This window comes from Streptomyces sp. NPDC001393 (assembly GCF_053597455.1).
Map to the genome: position 1 here is coordinate 34404 of NZ_JBSFIH010000031.1, position 16154 is coordinate 50557.

General features: G+C 70.7%; 14 protein-coding genes and 1 pseudogene. 9 read left to right on the forward strand and 6 right to left on the reverse strand.

Annotation, left to right across the window (positions count from 1 at the left end; genetic code table 11):
• Positions 1 to 348 precede the first annotated feature (348 nt).
• Entirely contained in the window at positions 349 to 2025 is a 1677-nt protein-coding gene (locus ACWC2T_RS28575) for a Vgb family protein (RefSeq protein WP_450673222.1), read from the forward strand.
• Between the two features lie 156 nt (positions 2026 to 2181).
• Here ACWC2T_RS28575 and ACWC2T_RS28580 read toward each other — a convergent pair whose 3' ends face one another.
• The gene (locus ACWC2T_RS28580) at positions 2182 to 2922 is read right to left on the reverse strand and encodes a class I SAM-dependent methyltransferase (RefSeq protein ID WP_450673223.1); all 741 of its coding nucleotides are present in this window, start codon (positions 2920 to 2922) and stop codon (positions 2182 to 2184) included.
• An 824-nt stretch (positions 2923 to 3746) separates the two neighbouring features.
• On the opposite strand from ACWC2T_RS28580, the pseudogene ACWC2T_RS28585 reads away from it, so the two are divergent.
• Positions 3747 to 4221, forward strand: a pseudogene (locus tag ACWC2T_RS28585) (DUF4291 domain-containing protein).
• A 21-nt stretch (positions 4222 to 4242) separates the two neighbouring features.
• On the opposite strand, the gene ACWC2T_RS28590 reads toward ACWC2T_RS28585, so the two are convergent.
• The gene (locus ACWC2T_RS28590; RefSeq protein ID WP_450673224.1) at positions 4243 to 4422 is read right to left on the reverse strand and encodes a hypothetical protein; all 180 of its coding nucleotides are present in this window, start codon (positions 4420 to 4422) and stop codon (positions 4243 to 4245) included.
• 436 nt (positions 4423 to 4858) lie between these two features.
• On the opposite strand from ACWC2T_RS28590, the gene ACWC2T_RS28595 reads away from it, so the two are divergent.
• From ACWC2T_RS28595 to ACWC2T_RS28605, 3 genes are read left to right on the forward strand one after another with little or no spacing between them, the layout of a single operon-like run.
• A complete protein-coding gene (locus ACWC2T_RS28595) occupies positions 4859 to 6040 on the forward strand; it encodes a Gfo/Idh/MocA family protein (RefSeq protein WP_450673225.1) in 1182 nt (393 codons plus the stop codon).
• On the forward strand, positions 6037 to 6966 hold the full coding sequence (locus tag ACWC2T_RS28600; protein WP_450673226.1) for a DUF6807 domain-containing protein: 930 nt from the start codon (positions 6037 to 6039) through the stop codon (positions 6964 to 6966). Before ACWC2T_RS28595 ends, ACWC2T_RS28600 begins: the two co-directional genes overlap by 4 nt.
• A 14-nt stretch (positions 6967 to 6980) precedes the next feature.
• Positions 6981 to 7700, forward strand: coding sequence for a cupin domain-containing protein (locus ACWC2T_RS28605; RefSeq protein ID WP_450673279.1), 720 nt, complete (start codon positions 6981 to 6983; stop codon positions 7698 to 7700).
• Positions 7701 to 7830: 130 nt separating this feature from the next.
• On the opposite strand, the gene ACWC2T_RS28610 is transcribed toward ACWC2T_RS28605, so the two are convergent.
• A complete protein-coding gene (locus tag ACWC2T_RS28610; RefSeq protein WP_450673227.1) occupies positions 7831 to 8310 on the reverse strand; it encodes a winged helix-turn-helix transcriptional regulator in 480 nt (159 codons plus the stop codon).
• 137 nt (positions 8311 to 8447) lie between these two features.
• On the opposite strand from ACWC2T_RS28610, the gene ACWC2T_RS28615 reads away from it, so the two are divergent.
• Positions 8448 to 9626 (forward strand): thiolase family protein, encoded by a 1179-nt coding sequence (locus ACWC2T_RS28615; protein WP_450673228.1) that lies wholly within the window; start codon positions 8448 to 8450, stop codon positions 9624 to 9626.
• Positions 9627 to 9637: 11 nt separating this feature from the next.
• Here the strand turns inward: ACWC2T_RS28615 and ACWC2T_RS28620 are convergent, their stop codons facing one another.
• Positions 9638 to 10405, reverse strand: coding sequence for a TVP38/TMEM64 family protein (locus ACWC2T_RS28620; RefSeq protein ID WP_450673229.1), 768 nt, complete (start codon positions 10403 to 10405; stop codon positions 9638 to 9640).
• Positions 10406 to 10527: 122 nt separating this feature from the next.
• On the reverse strand, positions 10528 to 11679 hold the full coding sequence (locus ACWC2T_RS28625; protein ID WP_450673230.1) for a glutathione-independent formaldehyde dehydrogenase: 1152 nt from the start codon (positions 11677 to 11679) through the stop codon (positions 10528 to 10530).
• A 141-nt stretch (positions 11680 to 11820) separates the two neighbouring features.
• Here ACWC2T_RS28625 and ACWC2T_RS28630 point away from each other — a divergent pair, with 141 nt between their 5' ends.
• From ACWC2T_RS28630 to ACWC2T_RS28640, 3 genes are all read left to right on the forward strand, one after another.
• Complete coding sequence (locus ACWC2T_RS28630; RefSeq protein WP_450673231.1) at positions 11821 to 12543, forward strand: DNA alkylation repair protein; 723 nt, start codon at positions 11821 to 11823, stop codon at positions 12541 to 12543.
• A gap of 272 nt (positions 12544 to 12815) precedes the next feature.
• The gene (gene tuf, locus ACWC2T_RS28635) at positions 12816 to 14003 is read left to right on the forward strand and encodes an elongation factor Tu (protein ID WP_450673232.1); all 1188 of its coding nucleotides are present in this window, start codon (positions 12816 to 12818) and stop codon (positions 14001 to 14003) included.
• Positions 14004 to 14849 carry a spermidine synthase gene (locus ACWC2T_RS28640; RefSeq protein ID WP_450673233.1) on the forward strand — a complete coding sequence of 282 codons (846 nt, stop codon included), beginning with the start codon at positions 14004 to 14006 and terminating at the stop codon, positions 14847 to 14849.
• A gap of 121 nt (positions 14850 to 14970) precedes the next feature.
• Here ACWC2T_RS28640 and ACWC2T_RS28645 read toward each other — a convergent pair whose 3' ends face one another.
• A complete protein-coding gene (locus ACWC2T_RS28645) occupies positions 14971 to 16041 on the reverse strand; it encodes a hypothetical protein (RefSeq protein ID WP_450673234.1) in 1071 nt (356 codons plus the stop codon).
• Between the last annotated feature and the right edge of the window lie 113 nt (positions 16042 to 16154).

Consider the following 16154-nt stretch of genomic DNA (forward strand, 5'->3'; position numbering starts at 1 on the left):
CTGCACCGATTCCCAGTTCAGGCATGCAGAGCGAAGGGTTCGAGAACCATGAGCACTCCAGGCGAACGGGCGCGCAGGCCGGCTTCCCCTGAAGGGCGCGGAGCAGGAGGGCGGTCCAGGGCTCTGCGGTGGACATCAACCGGTGCTGCAGCAGCCTGTGTGGCCCTCGCCCTGCCGGTGGTCGGCAGCGCGGCACCAGCGCTCGGTGCTGCCTCACTCGCGGTGCAGGGGACCGTCACAGGGGCAGGGAAGCCGCTCGGAGGCGTTCAGGTCACACTCATGGCCGGTTCACGTTCTGGAGTCTCGAAGCTGGGCCAGGCAACGACCGACTCACGCGGTTCCTTCCGGATGACGTACACCAAGCCTGCTGACGGAGTGCTGTACGTCGAGGCCACGCCCGCGCAGGCGCACAAGCTGCGGCTGCGCTCGGTCGTAGGGTTCGGCGCGGGTGGTGGCGTGCCCGAACAGGTCGTGAGCAAGGTGACGGTCAACGAGCTGACCACGGTCGCTGCCACGTACGCCCTCGCCCAGTTCAGCGACCAACGCGGCATCACCGGCCCCAGTTCGGGGCTGCAGAACGCCGCCGCGACCTCGTTCAACCTGGCGGATCCGGCGACAGGTAAGGCCGGCGGTCCCACGACCGGCGACAGCGCCAACAGCGACACTCTCGCGACACAGAACACGCTGGCCAACCTCGTCTCCCTCTGCGTGACGGATAACGCGCGCTGCGACAAGGTGCTCCAACTGGCGACCCCGCGAGGAGGAACCAAGCCCGCCGACACCGTGCAGGCGGTCCTCAACCTCGTACACAATCCGACGCTGTCCGCGAGCGGCCTGGAAGCCATGGCGCGCAACGCGAACGTCTTCAGCCCGGCGCTCACCTCAGCTCCCGGGGACTGGATCCTTGCCCTGCGCTACAGCGCTCCGCAGGTCTACGCGCCGGGCCGCATCGCGTTCGACGCGAAGGGCAACGTATGGGCGGCCAACAACTGGAAGCCGGGCACACGGGATTCCAGCCCTTATGTCACGGTGCAGGATCCCACCGGCCGACCGACCCTGGGCAGTCCCATCAGTGGCGGCGGCATGAAGGCCGGAGCGTGGGGAATCGCCGTCGATCACGACGGATCCGTGTGGGTACCCAGCTACGCCGGCAACGCGATGTCGAAGTACTCCGCCTCGGGCAGACCGCTGTCTCCTTCCAACGGCTGGACGAACGGCGGACTGGACAAGCCGCAGGGTGTCGCCGTCGACCAACACGGCAACCTGTGGATAGCCAACTCCTACGGTGTCAAGGGGAAACCCGGCGTGGGCAGCGTCGTCGTCTATCCCCACGGTGACCCGAGCAAGGCCGTCGTCATCCACGACAAGAACTTCAATCACCCGTTCGCCGTCCAGATCGACGGCCAGGGTCGAGCCTGGGTAACCAACAGCCATTTCGCCCTGCAAGAGTTCAGGCAGGCGGGACGACCGAGCCGTGCTGGCGGGAGCGTCACGATCATCGGCCCCGACTTCAAGACCATCAAGTCGATCACCGACAGTTCGATCCAAGTCCCGGTGGGGCTCGCCCTGGATTCCGAGGGAAACGCCTGGGTCGCCAACTTCGCCAGCAGCGCGGTCACCGAGATCGGACCGAACGGAACGGTGACAGGCGTGCATCAGCTGCAAAAGAAGGTTCTCCCGTGGTCGATCGCCATCGACGGTCAGGACCGTGTTTGGGTCGCCGGTTTCGGTGACTCCTCCGTGTCGCTCTTGTGCGGGGTGAACAGCGCGGTCTGCCCGTCCGGCGCTTCCGCCGGCACTGTCCTGTCCCCTGTCCAGGGCTTCCGGAACAAAGCGATGCAGCACCTCACAGCGGTGCAGGTCGACTCCTCGGGCAACGCCTGGGTGGCCAACAACTGGGCGAAAATTGCTCCGCCCACAGGAGGCGTAGGCCTCGTGGAACTCATCGGCGTCGCCGCCCCGGTCTGCACCCCCCTGAGCCCGGTACCTACGCGTTCCTCGTCAACGAACTCATGCCCGAAGTAGGGAGCGGGTCCGGTCGAGGAAGCGCCCCGAGACCCTCGCCGCATGAACAACCTCAACCAACATCACGGGATCGTCCATCACTTCCTGGGACGGGTCGGTCCACGCCAGTGGAGATATCCCGCCATGCCTGAGCGTGAAGACAGGTCGCTCGCTTTGCTACAGGTCAGCTACGAGAAGCCGGTATCCGATGTCGAGTGTTTCGCGGTCGAGTAGGTCGGCATGGCGTTCGTGCCACAGGCCCGAAGACAGGTCGTCGGACAGCCGGGCCAGGCCCGGGCGGAGGACCTCCTCACCGGTCTGGGCGAGCATCGATATGCCGGCCCGCACCTGCGGGTCGAGGTATGCCTCGGGCCGACGCCAGAAAGCGGCGCCGAATCCGTCGGTGCAGTCATGCGGGATCGGGACCGTGTCGATGCGTGCGCCTCCGAGCAGCGCAGCCAGCCGGTCGACTGCAACGGCCCGTGTGTCGTCGAACACGGCCGCCTCAGGCAGGTACTCGTCCACCAGCCAGAACCTGCGGAAGACGACCTGGTCCCAGGTGAAGACCACGACACGTCGGCGGGCGATCCTGAGCAGTTCCCCGATGCCGGCTTCCAGGTCGCTCCAGTGGTGAACCGTCAGGAGGGCCATTACCGCGTCGGCCGAGTCGTCGGCGAGAGGGATCGACTCCGCGGATGCCTGCAAGGCCCGCGCAGACCCGGACGGACGTTGGGCGATCATCACTGAGCTGGGTTCAACAGCCAGGATCGTCTGCGGTGGTTCATATGAGCCGCTGCCGGCTCCCACGTTGATCACCGTGGCAGCATCGCCGAGCGCCTCTTGGATCTTGACAGCGATCCGGGGGTCCGGTCGACGGGTGTAACTGTAGGTCGCACCGATGCTGTCATAAGTCGCCACGACGAACAGTATGCCGCGTCACGAGCGTCCACCTGCCGCTGCCGTTGGGCTCGTCCACCGGTATTGACAATTACTCCCACGCAGCGAGGGCGCGACCGGTCCGCAGATCGCGACGAAACCCGGCGCCGCGCTACGTATCTCGTCGGCGTCGTCCGCTTGGGTGGCGTGGTCGTGCTCGGCGTATGTCGGCCTGGCCCTGGCGCCGGGAACGGTCGTGTTGCTTCGGTCTGGCTGTACGTCTTGGCGATTCTGCGCGCTGAGCGGCGGGAGCCGCCGGAGCGGTGGCGGAGACAAGGAGCGGTGGCGGCCACGGGCCGCTCAGCGCGCGCGGGCCGCCGTAGGCGGGCCGCCTTGAACCCAGTAGAGGGAGTTGTAACTCAGCTGGGGTTGGAGGCCTTACAGATCCAATCGAGTCGGCCCACCGCACACCTATGAGCCCTCCTCCCGTCAGGAAGGAGGGCTCAGGGGCCGAGCAGTCACGCAAGCCGGCAGGTCCCTCAGACCCACTCCACGTCGGAGACGATGTACGGGGTACTTCCAAGGCTCGGCAACGGCGTCCGAGAGGACGCCAGCGGCGCCGACGGGCGAGGGACCGAAACACCGGCCGCAGCCAGCGCAGCGGTCACCTCCTCCTCGCTCACCTCCGTCAGCGCCTGCATCACCCGATCGAGTGCCTCGCTCACCTCAGTGCTTTGACCACTCGAAGCAGGCGCCTGGCCCGCGTTCTTGACCGTGAGCGGCAGCAACTTCTTGCCGGTCGGGCCTACTTGTACCCAAGTATTCATCTGCGGTCAGACGACGTAATCGAAGATCAGGCACCGAAAATGGTCTGCAAGCGCGGCTTGACTTGGATCAAGCCGTCCTTCCTGTGGATGATGTACCGCTGCGGCTGGGGTACGAAGGAGGGCCAGGAGACCGTGCTCGCCGTGGAGATCGACCGCGCGGGATTCGAGTGGGCCCTGCGGCATGCCTGTCTGTCGCACTACGTGCCCGGCCTGCACGAGGACCGGGCCGGCTGGAAGCGGCAGTTGCGCCGGTGCCCGGCGCGTGTGCAGTGGGACCCGGAGCGGGATCTGCATCACAACCCTCTGCCATCCGGTCGTTGCAGCTCGGCCTGGCCGGGGAGGCGGCGGTGCGGTACGCCGACGAGTGGATCGTGGGCATTGAGGAGTGACCCCGCTGGCCACCGAGGTGCACCGGCTGGTGCGGGCCGGTGAACCGGTGCGCGCGGCAGGGCTGTTGCCCGAGGAGCGGCCGTATCCGGTGGCGGACGAGGCGCTCGCGCATCCGCGGGCGTAGGCAGGCGAGCCGCCGGCCGGGTCAGGCCGCCTCGATGACCGCGCCGCGGATCGCCTCGGCCCACTCGACCACCAGCAGCTCGTACTCCGCGCGCTCCTGGGCCGACAGGGTGCCGCCCGCACGCAGCCACAGCGCCCGGATCTGCTCGTTCAGCTCGGCGGCAGACCGCACGGAACCAGAGGGCGGGACATCGGGGGACATGCGGACAGCCTAGGGGCAAGGACTGACACTGCGCTACCGTCTGGCTACACAGAAGGTATGCGGTTGGTCACCGTCGTCGGCCGCCGCGTCGGCCCTGGGCAGCTGGGGAGGACTTCGGCCACGTCGAGTTCGGCCAGGGTGCGGGGGATGTCCGAAACGGCGGGGGTGCACAAACAGCCATAGACAGCAGCCGGGGCGGATCGCCTGAGCCGCCGTGCGTGTCGGGGTGGTCCAGGAATCCGCGTCGCCGCCCGGGCGGCGTAACGGGCCGGAGCCGCAGCGCCGCATCAGTGGTTGGACGGTTCAGTCGCTCCCTGGTGTTGACCGGTCCCGGCGTCGCCGCTTACGTTGCAGCGCAGGAGAAAGCGCTTGCTGGACATGCTTGCCGCATCGTCGGCCGCGCGCCCGCCGTACCGGAGGAGTGCTGAACCCGCCCATGCCGCCCTCTCCCCTCCAGCCCAGGCCCGACCACGCTCGTTCGACGACTCCGTTCACCGGCCGGCGCATCCGGGCCGCCGTCATCGGCACCGGCGCCATCGGACGCGGCTCCCATCTGCCCGCACTGGCCCAGCTCGCACGGGAGGGCGAGACCGAGGTCGTCGCCGCCGTCGACATCGACCAGGGCGCCGTCGAGTCCTTCTGCGCCGAGAGCGGCATCCCGCACGCCTACACCGACCTCGACCGGATGCTGGCCGAGCAGCGGCCCGACCTGGTCAGCATCTGCACCCCGCCGACCCTGCACCGCGCGCAGACCGTGGCCGCGCTGCGCGCCGGCGCCTGGGTGTGGTGCGAGAAGCCGCCGGTGCCCTCGCTCGCCGACTTCGACGCGATCGAGGCGGAGGAGGGAGCGGACGGCGGGCCGTACGCGGCGATCGTCTTCCAGCACCGGTTCGGCTCCGGAACCCGGCATGTGCGCCGACTGCTCGCCGAAGGTGCCCTCGGGCGGCCCCTGGTGGCACACTGCCAGACCACCTGGTACCGGGATGCCGCCTACTACGCGGTGCCCTGGCGGGGCCGCTGGCACTCCGAGGGCGGTGGCCCGGCCATGGGCCACGGCATCCACCAGATGGACCTGCTGCTGGATCTGCTCGGTCCGTGGAGCGAGGTGCGGGCCATGGCCGGGCGGCTGGTGCACGCCGTGGAGACGGAGGACGTCTCCACGGCGCTGGTCCGCTTCGCGAGCGGCGCCCTCGCGACCGTGGTCAACAGCGTGCTGAGCCCCGACGAGGTCAGCCGCATCCGCATCGACTGCGAGCGAGCGACCGTCGAACTGACCCACCTCTACGGACACGCCAACGACAACTGGCGCATCACCCCGGCCCCGGACGTCCCCGCCGAACTGGCCGGGCAATGGCGCGACTTCGGCCCGGACGTGCCCAGCTCGCACCTGGCCCAACTGCGTGAACTCATCGCCAGCATGCGGGCGGGGGAGCGGCCGCGCAGCAGCGGCGGGGACGGGCGGACCAGCCTGGAGCTGATCACGGCCCTGTACAAGTCGGCCTTCACCGACACGACCGTCCGCGCCGGCGAGATCGGCCCCGGCGACCCCTACTACACCGCCCTGCACGGCGGCGCCCCCGGCTGGGCGCCCGTGACCGCCGAGGAGGTCCCGGCATGACCGGCGGACTGCGGGTGGTCCACGCGTACGGCGACCGGATCACCGTCTGCGAACCGGCCACCGGTGTCGAGCTGTTCGCCTACGTCTACCGCCCCGAAGCCGCCTGGGAGGCGCCCCGGCCCTACCTCCACCCGGTCCGCACCCTCGCCGGCGCCGTCGTCACCGACTACCGCCCGAACGACCACCGCTGGCACAAGGGTCTGTCCCTGACCGCCTCCCACCTGTCCGGGGCGAATCTGTGGGGCGGCAACACCTATGTGCACGGGCAGGGGTACCTCGAACTGCCCGAACGGGTCGGCTCGATGCGCCACTCCGGCTTCGGTGAGGTCTCCGCGGCCGACGGCGGGGCCGTGATCGCCGAGCGGCTGACCTGGCATCCGTACGACGGTGAGCTGTGGGCCGAGGAGGAGCGGCGGATCGAGGTCCACGACGTCGACCCGGACGCCGGCTCCTGGGCGCTGACGTGGACGAGTGCGATCACCAACCGGCGTGCCGAGCCGCTCGTCTTCGGCAGCCCGACCACCGCCGGGCGTGAACTCGCGGGCTACACCGGCCTGTTCTGGCGGGGCCCGCGTGCCTTCCGGGAGGGGCGGATCACCGGGCCGGAGGGGGAGGGGGCCGCGCTGATGGGCATCCAGGCGCCCTGGCTCGCGTACTCCGGCGAGCATGACGGCGTCGACGGCCACGCCACCCTCGTCTTCGCGCACGCCCCGGAGAACGACCACTCCGGCGCGGGCGGCACCCGTCCCGCCCACTGGTTCGTCCGCAACGAGCCCTTCGCCGCCGTCGCCCCTTCCTGGTCCTTCTTCGAGGAGCTGGAACTCGCCCCAGCCGACACGCTCCGCCGCCGTTACCGGGTCGTCGTGGCCGACGGTGCCTGGCAGCGGGCGGACGTCGTGAAGTACCTGGAGTCGCATCCGTGGTGAGCGCCGGGGAGCACATGTTCACGGGTCTGCCGGGCGGGGTCGGCGTGTCCCGGCTGTGCGTGTACGACTGGCCCGCCGCCGACGGGGCGCGGGGCGGAACTCCCCATGTTCATCTGGCCTGTTCGGAGGCGTACGTCGTCACCGGCGGCCGGGGCGCGGTGCAGACGCTGACCGCGTCCGGCTACGCGGTCACCCCGCTCACGCCCGGCACGGTCGCCTGGTTCACGCCGGGCACCATCCACCGGCTGGTCAACGAGGACGACCTGCGCATCACCGTCCTCATGCAGAACAGCGGGCTGCCGGAGGCCGGGGACGCGGTGCTCACGCTTCCGCCGCAGTACCTGGCCGACCCGGAGGCGTACGCCGCCGCGACCACCATCCCGGCGGACGCGCCGGAGGCCGAGCGGGAGCGGGTCGCTCGCGCTCGGCGTGACCTGGCCTTGGAGGGTTACCGGTCGCTGCGCGAGGCCACGGGCCCGGAAGCGCTGGCCGCCTTCCATCGGGCCGCCGCCGCGCTCGTACGGCCCCGGCTCGCCGAGTGGCGAGAGCGGTGGCGGCGCGGCGCGCTGGCGGCGGCGGAGGCGACGGGGCGGCATCTGGACCGGCTGGCCGAGGGGGACTCGGCGCACCTCGCCGAGGCCGTCGTACAGGCGGAGACGCCCTTCGAGCAGGGGCGGTTCGGGATGTGCGGGCGGCTTGATGTGTATGGTGCGCCGCTGCAAGTGCCGCGATAGTCCGTCGCGCGACTGCGGCTGCGTCGTGGCTGGTCGCTCCCCCAAGTTCTCGGCTTCGCTCGAACCCGGGGGGACCCCCATCGCGGCGGAGCCGCATATCGATACAGCCTCGCGCCCCTTCGGGGGCGCTTTACGCCACCGTCGGTCCGGTCAGCGTCCACCCCGGCGCCTGCGGATGTGCCGTGAGGTCCTCGTGGTGGACCTCTTCGCCGCAGGCCCGGCAGGTGACGACCGGGACCAGTTCGTTGCCGCAGGTGTGCTCGACCGCCATGGGCAGGTCGGCGCCCTTGCGGATGTGGCGGTCGCCCCACTCCTTGAGCGTCATCAGGACCGGCTCCAGCTCCAGGCCCGCCTGTGTGGCCCGGTACTCGAAGCGCTGCGGGCGCTCGCTGTAGACGCGCTTGGTGAGGATCCCGGCGTCCACGAGCCGGCGCAGCCGGGCGGCCAGGACGTCGCGCGGGGCGCCGATGTTGCGCACGAGTTGGTCGAAGCGGCCGTTGCCCAGGCACACCTCGCGCAGAACGAGCAGGGAGTACTTCTCGCCGACCAGCGCAAGGGCGTCGGCGATGGAGCAGGGGCGCGGGTCGTGCGTGGTCTTTCGTACGGCCATGAGGGCCAGTCTAGAGGAGGGTTTGATTTTCCAACCCAGCGAGCTATGGTGAGTTTGGATTTCCTACTCACTGGTAGCTGCCGTGGCCGGCCGACCCGCCCGCCAGGGACAGCCAGACGGCCAAGGAGGCCCGCGCCATGCGCGACGCAGTGATCGTCGAAGCCGTACGCACTCCCGTCGGCAAGGGCAAGCCGAACGGCTCCCTCGCCCACGTCCACCCCGTGCAGCTGCTCGCCCACACCCTGCGCACCCTGGTCGAACGCTCCGGCGTCGACCCCGCGCTGATCGACGACGTCATCGGCGGCACCGTCGACCAGGTCGGCGAGCAGGCCATGAACACCACCCGGTACGCGGTCCTCGCCGCCGGGTTCCCGGAGGCGGTCCCGGCGACCACGGTGGACCGCCAGTGCGGCTCCTCCCAGCAGGCCGTGCACTTCGCCGCGCAGGGCGTCATGTCCGGGGCGTACGACCTCGTGATCGCCTGCGGTGTGGAGTCGATGAGCCGGGTGCCGATGTGGTCCAACGTGCCCGCGGGCAAGGACCCGTTCGGTCCCGGTGTCGCCGAGCGCTACCCCGAGGGCCTGGTCCCGCAGGGCATCAGCGCGGAGCTGATCGCCGCCAAGTGGTCCCTTACGCGGGCGCGGATGGACGAGTTCGCCGTCTCCTCCCACCACAAGGCCGCTGCGGCCTGGGACAAGGGCCTGTTCGACGCCGAGATCGCGCCGCTTGACGGCGTCGCCCGTGACGAGTGTGTCCGCCCCGACAGCACCCCGGAGGTCCTCGCCGGCCTCAAGCCCGCCTACTACGACCCCGCCTTCGCCGAGCGCTTCCCGCAGATCGAGTGGAACGTGACCGCGGGCAACGCCAGCCCCGTCAACGACGGCGCCTCCGCCGTCCTGATCACGTCCAGCGAGACCGCGGCCCGCCTCGGCCTGCGCCCGCTCGCCCGTCTGCACAGCTTCGCGGTCACCGGCTCCGATCCGCTGCTGATGCTCACCGGGGTCGTTCCGGCGACGGAGAAGGTGCTGCGCAAGGCGGGACTGAAGATGGCCGACATCGACCTCTTCGAGGTCAACGAGGCGTTCTCCAGCGTGGTGCTGGCCTGGCAGCAGGAGACCGGCGCCGAACTGGCCAAGGTCAATGTGCACGGCGGCGCGATCGCCCTCGGCCACCCGCTCGGCGCCAGCGGCACCCGGCTCACCACCACCCTGGTCCACGCCATGCGCGAGCGCGGCGCCCGCTACGGCCTGCAGACGATGTGCGAGGCGGGCGGACTGGCCAACGCCATGATCCTGGAGGCCGTCCGACCGGTGTGACCCTGCGTCCCCTACCGGCCGCGCATGTGGTGACGCTTGCGCCAGGCCACCACCGCGCCCAGCAGCGCCGGTACGGCGATACCGGCCATCGCGATCAGGAAGGCGGGGGACGTCGGCGCGGAGGCGCGGGCGCCGGCGACCGCGTAGGCGGCGGTGTTCGGGATCGAGCCGACGGCCGTGGCCAGCAGAAACGGCCGCCAGCTCATGCGGGAGACGGCCGCGATGTAGTTCGCCGCCCAGAACGGCACCCCCGGGAAGAGCCGCGCCGCCAGCATGGACCGGAACCCGTGCCGGCTCAGCTGACCGTCGGCCGCCCTCAGCCAGCGGCCCCGCAGCAGCGGGCGCAGCGCGTCCTGGCCGAGAACCCGGCCGAGCCCGAACGCCACGCCCGCCCCGAGCACGGTGCCCGCCAGCGCCGTCGCCAGCCCCAGCTGCGAGCCGAACAACGCGCCCGCCGCCAGGTTGAGCAAGGGGCGGGGCACGAACGCCACGGTGCACAGCCCGTACGCCAGGCCGAACACCGTGGCCGCCGCGGCCCCGCCGAGCTGTGGCGGCCACCCGTGCGTCAGCAGCCGCTGCGGCTCGAAGACCAGCACGCACGCCGCGGCACCGGCGAGCAGGGCGAGCAACAGCGACAGCCGGGCACGGGGATGCGTCAGCACCCGCGCACACCGCCCGGCGAACCCGGCGCGGGGCACGGCTGACACGGGTACGACGAGCTCCGTGGCGGCGGGCCGGGGGGAGGCCGTGGCGGTGCCAGAGCGGTTGGCATCGAGCATCCGGTGACATTAACCGACGAACACGTGTGATCGCCGTCAGGTGTGTCGCACCGAGGGGGCCCGGGCACCTGTGGCGCCCGGACCCGTGGACTCGTGCACCCGTGGACCCGTGGACCCCTGTCTCACGCGGCGAGCGCGTGACCGGGGTGCAGGACCACCTTGGTGTAGCCCTCGATCCGCTTGTCGAACTTCTCGTACGCCTGCGGCGCCTGGTCCAGCGGCAGCTCGTGCGAGACCACGAAACTGGGCTTGGCGCGCCCGGCGATGATCAGGTCGCGCAGCTGGCGGTTGTACCGCTTGACGTTGCACTGACCGGTGCCCATCTGCTGACCCTTCTCGAACATCTTGCCGATGGAGACCAGCAGTTGCCCGTGCCTGGCGTGGTCGTCGGGGCCGCCCGGGTCCGAGGGCACGTACAGACCCGGTACGCCGAGCATGCCCGTCGGCCGTACCGTCTGGACCAGCTCGTTGAGGACGATGGCGGGTTCCTCGTGGCTGGCGTCGTGCGCCTGGGCCTGGTAGCCGACCGCGTCGACACCCTTGTCGGTTCCCTCACCTCCCGTCTGTTCCTTGATCTGCTCCGCCGGGTCGCCCTTGGTGAAGTCGACGGGGATGGCCCCGATCTGCTCCGCCTTGGCGAGCCGTTCGGGCACCCGGTCGACGGAGAACACCTTCGCCGCACCGCGCAGCAGCGCCGAGTAGGCGGCCATCAGCCCCACCGGTCCGGCGCCGTAGACGGCCACGCTCTCGCCGGGGGAGACCTGGGCGAGTTCACAACCGTGGTAGCCCGTCGGGAAGATGTCGGCGAGCAGCACGAAATCGGTCTCGAACTCGTCGCCCGGGGGCAGCTTCAAGCAGTTGAAGTCGGCGTACGGCACCCGCAGCAGCTCCGCCTGGCCGCCGATGAACGGGCCCATCGCGACATAGCCGTAGGCCCCGCCCGCGAATCCGGGATTGACCGTCAGGCAGAAGCCGGTCTTGCCGGCGAGACAGTTCTTGCAGAATCCGCAGGCGACGTTGAACGGCATCACGACCCGGTCACCCTGGGACAGGGAGGTCACCCCGCTGCCGACCTCCTCGATGATGCCGAGGTTCTCGTGCCCGAAGACGATGCCCGACTCGGCCGCCGTGCGGCCCTCGTACATGTGCAGGTCGGAGCCGCATATGGCGGTCGACGTGACGCGTACGAGCACATCGTTGGGATGCTGGATACGCGGATCCTGGACGTCCTTCACGACCACGCTGAAGGGCTCTTCGTAGACGACGGCTTTCACCTCTGTCACCTCCGCCGCTTCACCGCCAGTACTTCCAGGTAACGCCGGTACGGAAGGGGGTGCAACCCTCCTCCGGAGCGGCGCTGCGCTGCTGTTCGAGGGCCTGCGATCGAACGCGCATTCGATAGTATGGTTCGTCTCATGACCGTCACCGGTGCGGCCCCGCCGCACGTGCCGCGCAGTGCTCTCGCCGACACCGTGCTGGAGCGGGTGACGGCCGTGTTCGCGGCCGCCGCCGACCCCGGGCGGGCCGGTGCGATGCGGGCGTACATGAAGGACGTGGCGCCCTTCCTCGGCATCCCCACCCCGGACCGCCGCGTCCTGTCCCGAACCGTCCTCGCGGGCACCCCGCGCCCCGCCGAGTCCGACTGCACCGCGATCGCGCTGCGCTGCTGGGCGCTGCCCGAGCGTGAGTACCACTACTTCGCGGTGGACTATCTGCGCCGGCACGCCGGACGGTGCTCCTCCGGCTTCCTCCCGGTGACCCGGCACCTCGTCACGACCGTCCCCTGGTGGGACACCGTCGATCCGCTCGCCGCGCACGTGGTCGGACGCCTGGTCGCCGCCGACCCCGGGCTCACCGCCGACATGGATGCCTGGATCACCGACGAGGACCTGTGGGCGGTGCGCACGGCCCTGCTCCACCAGCTGGCCCGCAAGGACAACACCGACACCGACCGGCTGTTCACCTACTGCCTGCTCCAGTCCGGGCACCCCGACTTCTTCGTCCGCAAGGCGATCGGCTGGGCCCTGCGCGAGTACGCCAAGACCGACCCCGGGGCCGTACGGGCCTTCCTGGCGCGGGAGCGGGGCCGGTTCGCCCCGCTGACCGTCCGGGAGGCCCTGAAGAACATCGGCGCCTGAGCGGGCCCCAACTCACCGGCTGCCGAAAATCGTTCGACGCCGGACATCCGCTCGGCGATGATCGACCGCATGTTCCGGTACGCCTTCCTCCTCGCAGCATCCGCCGTCGCGGATGCGCCGAAGGCTGCCGTCCCGATCCTCGTGGCCGCTGTCGACGGCGCCCGAAGCTGACCCTCTCCGGAACGTCCGGCGGACCCCGCAGGGGGAGGGTCGGCCAGTCCCTTGGGGTCCCGCAGCTCCGTACCACCGGAAAGAGACTTCGAGGTACAGCCATGTCCAAAACGGCCTACGTGCGCACCAAGCCGCACCTGAACATCGGCACCATGGGTCATGTCGACCACGGCAAGACCACCCTGACCGCCGCCATCACCAAGGTCCTCGCCGGGCGCGGCACCGGCACCTTCGTGCCGTTCGACCGCATCGACCGCGCCCCGGAGGAGGCCGCCCGCGGCATCACCATCAACATCGCGCACGTCGAGTACGAGACCGACACCCGGCACTACGCCCACGTGGACATGCCGGGCCACGCCGACTACGTCAAGAACATGGTCACCGGCGCCGCGCAGCTCGACGGGGCGATCCTGGTCGTCTCCGCGCTCGACGGGATCATGCCGCAGACCGCCGAACACGTGCTGCTCGCCCGGCAGGTGGGCGTCGACCACATCGTCGTCGCCCTCAACAAGGCCGACGGCACGGACGACGAGGAGCTGATCGACCTGGTCGAGCTGGAGGTCCGCGACCTGCTCACGGCCCAGGGGTATCCGGGCGACGCCGTACCGGTCGTACGGGTCTCGGGCCTCCGGGCGCTGGAGGGCGACCCGCGCTGGACGGCGTCGATCGAGGCGCTGCTCGACGCGGTGGACACGTACGTGCCCATGCCCGAGCGGTACCTGGACGCGCCGTTCCTGCTGCCCGTGGAGAACGTGCTCACCATCACCGGCCGGGGCACGGTCGTCACCGGCGCCGTGGAGCGGGGGACGCTCCGCCTGGGGGACCGGGTCTCGGTGCTCGGCGCCGGGGTGGACAGTGTGGTCACCGGGCTCGAGACCTTCGGCAAGCCGATGGAGGAGGCACAGGCCGGGGACAACGTGGCGGTGCTGCTGCGGGGTGTGCCCCGCGACGCCGTGCGGCGCGGGCACGTCGTGGCGGCTCCGGGGAGCGTGGTGCCCGCCCGGCGGTTCTCGGCCCGGGTGTATCTGCTGTCGGGGCGCGAAGGGGGTCGTACGACACCGGTGGCGACCGGGTACCGGCCGCAGTTCTACATCCGTACGGCGGACGTGGTGGGGGACGTGGACCTCGGTCCGGTGGGTGTGGCCAGGCCCGGGGAGACCGTCGAGATGAGGGTCGAACTGGGGCGGGAGGTGCCCGTGGAGCCGGGGCTCGGGTTCGCCATCCGTGAGGGTGGGCGGACCGTGGGTGCGGGGACCGTGTCCACGGTGGAGTCGGACCACAATGGGTAGGTGAACGCATCGATACCCGTGACCCGCACCACCGATCACGGCACCGCCAAGCTCATGCCCGACGTCGATCGCGAGCGGGCCTGGCTGCTGACCGTCGACGGGGCTCCGCAGTCGTACGTCGATCTCGACGATCCGGCGCATCTGGAGTTCGAGTACGCGCGGCGGCTCGGGTATGTGCTGGATGTCGTCGCCGAGACCGGGCGGCCGCTGGACGTGCTCCACCTCGGCGGAGGAGCGCTCACGCTGCCGCGCTACGTGGCGGCCACCCGGCCCGGCTCCCGGCAGGATGTCGTCGAGGCCGACCGGGGGCTGCTGGAGCTGGTCGCCGAGTATCTGCCCCTGCCGGAGGGCTCGGGTGTCGCGGTGCACGCCGCCGACGCCCGGGCCTGGCTGGAGGCGGCCCCGGACGATCACGCCGACGTGCTGATCGCCGACGTCTTCGGCGGGTCCCGGGTGCCCGCCCACCTGACCACGCTCGCCTACGCGCGGGAGGCCGAGCGGGTGCTGCGGCCGGGCGGGGTCTATCTGGCCAACCTCGCGGACGGCGCGCCGTTCGGGTTCCTGCGGCCCCAACTGGCCACACTGGCCACGGTTTTCGAGGAGCTGGTGCTGATCGCCGAGCCGGCGGTGCTGCGCGGCCGACGGTTCGGCAACGCGGTGCTCGCCGCCGCGAACCGGCCCCTCGACACCGCCGCGCTGGCCCGGCGCACCGCGGCGGACGCGTTTCCGGCGCGGGTCGAACACGGGGCGGCGGTGCGGGAGTTCACCGGTTCCGCGCGGCCGGTCGAGGACGCCGACGCCGTACCCTCCCCCGAACCCCCCGGCGGGGCGTTCGGCATCGGCTGACGCGGACCGGGAAGCCGCCGGCCGGGCGACCGAGGGGGCTGTCGCAGCTGCCTCAGGCAGAGCTGAGGCACCGGGGTGTTCCGGCCCGCCGCGTCGTGGCAGGCCGGAACACCGCGTCGGCTCACTGGTTCGTCGGGTCCCCGTGCAGCCGGACCGTGCTGAGGATCTTCATGACAGTCGCCTCGGGCACCTCGTCCTTCACGCCCTTGGCCCCGTAGAAGTTGAACGACACGTAGTCGTGGACCGAGTTCTGGAAGCCGAAGGTGAGCGCCTTGCCGTCGCTCGCGCACTTGCCCTTCCGGGGCGTGTGGTCCGACCGGGCCCATCCGTAGCTGCCCTTGATGCCCGAAGCGGTGGTGAAGGGGGTGGCCTTCTTGTCGAAGGTGATGCTCTTCTTGTCGGGCTGGGTGTAGCCGCCGTAGACCCACCAGGCCGGCGTGTTGATCGCGATCTCGTCCGTGTCCTTGGCGCCGCTCGCGCCCTTGGAGCCCACGACGGCCAGGGGGGTGTCCTCGGTGCGGCCGTCCTTGTCGTCGTCGGACGTGCACCACTTCGGCTGGTCCTCGGCGGTGCCCGCCTGGATGATGTTGTCGGACATCCCGTTCTTCTGCTTCGGGAGGTCGAAGCCGATGTCGAGGCCCGGGGACTCGACCTGCCAGTCCGCGGGCACGTCGTAGGCGACGCCCCACCTGGGGTTCACCACGACCTTCCAGCCGGGGACGGTCGGCTTCTCCGACTGGGTGCCGCGCGGGTCGTCGGACGCCGACGAGGTGGGCGTGGGCTGGGGGGCCGGCGACTGACTCGCGTGCTGCCCGCCCTTGCCGCCGTCGGCCTGGTCGTTCGTGCCGCCCTTCTTGCCGAGGACGAGATAGCCGGTCACACCGGCGGCGACCACGACCGCCGCGGCCGCGACGACGGCGATCAGCTTCGTGCGGCCCCCGCCCTGCGGGGCCTGCGGTACGGGCACGGTGGGCGGCTGCTGCGGCCCCCACTGCGGCTGCTGACCGTACGGCCCGGCCTGCGGATACTGCTGGTACCCGGGCTGCTGGTACGGGTTCTGCTGCTGGTTGCCCGGCTGCTGGTAACCCGACTGCTGGTAACCCGGCTGCTGATACGGATTGTGCTGCGGGTTGCCCTGCGGATTGTCCTGCGGGTTCGGCGCGCCCCCTGGCGGCTGCTGATCTGGCCACATGGCCAGTAACCCTAGTGCGCCGGAGACACGATGAGGTCACCAGTCCTCGTCAGGGTCGTTGCGAAGCGGGGCCGATGCCGCGGCGCTGCCCGGCGGGTGACGGATTCGTGCTG

Coding starts and splice junctions, on each gene's coding strand:
- ACWC2T_RS28575 (WP_450673222.1), top strand. CDS start 349: ATGACGTACACCAAGCCTGCTGACGGAGTGCTGTACGTCGAGGCCACG.
- ACWC2T_RS28590 (WP_450673224.1), bottom strand. CDS start 4,422: ATGTCCCCCGATGTCCCGCCCTCTGGTTCCGTGCGGTCTGCCGCCGAG.
- ACWC2T_RS28595 (WP_450673225.1), top strand. CDS start 4,859: ATGCCGCCCTCTCCCCTCCAGCCCAGGCCCGACCACGCTCGTTCGACG.
- ACWC2T_RS28600 (WP_450673226.1), top strand. CDS start 6,037: ATGACCGGCGGACTGCGGGTGGTCCACGCGTACGGCGACCGGATCACC.
- ACWC2T_RS28605 (WP_450673279.1), top strand. CDS start 6,981: ATGTTCACGGGTCTGCCGGGCGGGGTCGGCGTGTCCCGGCTGTGCGTG.
- ACWC2T_RS28610 (WP_450673227.1), bottom strand. CDS start 8,310: ATGGCCGTACGAAAGACCACGCACGACCCGCGCCCCTGCTCCATCGCC.
- ACWC2T_RS28615 (WP_450673228.1), top strand. CDS start 8,448: ATGCGCGACGCAGTGATCGTCGAAGCCGTACGCACTCCCGTCGGCAAG.
- ACWC2T_RS28620 (WP_450673229.1), bottom strand. CDS start 10,405: ATGCTCGATGCCAACCGCTCTGGCACCGCCACGGCCTCCCCCCGGCCC.
- ACWC2T_RS28630 (WP_450673231.1), top strand. CDS start 11,821: ATGACCGTCACCGGTGCGGCCCCGCCGCACGTGCCGCGCAGTGCTCTC.
- tuf (WP_450673232.1), top strand. CDS start 12,816: ATGTCCAAAACGGCCTACGTGCGCACCAAGCCGCACCTGAACATCGGC.
- ACWC2T_RS28645 (WP_450673234.1), bottom strand. CDS start 16,041: ATGTGGCCAGATCAGCAGCCGCCAGGGGGCGCGCCGAACCCGCAGGAC.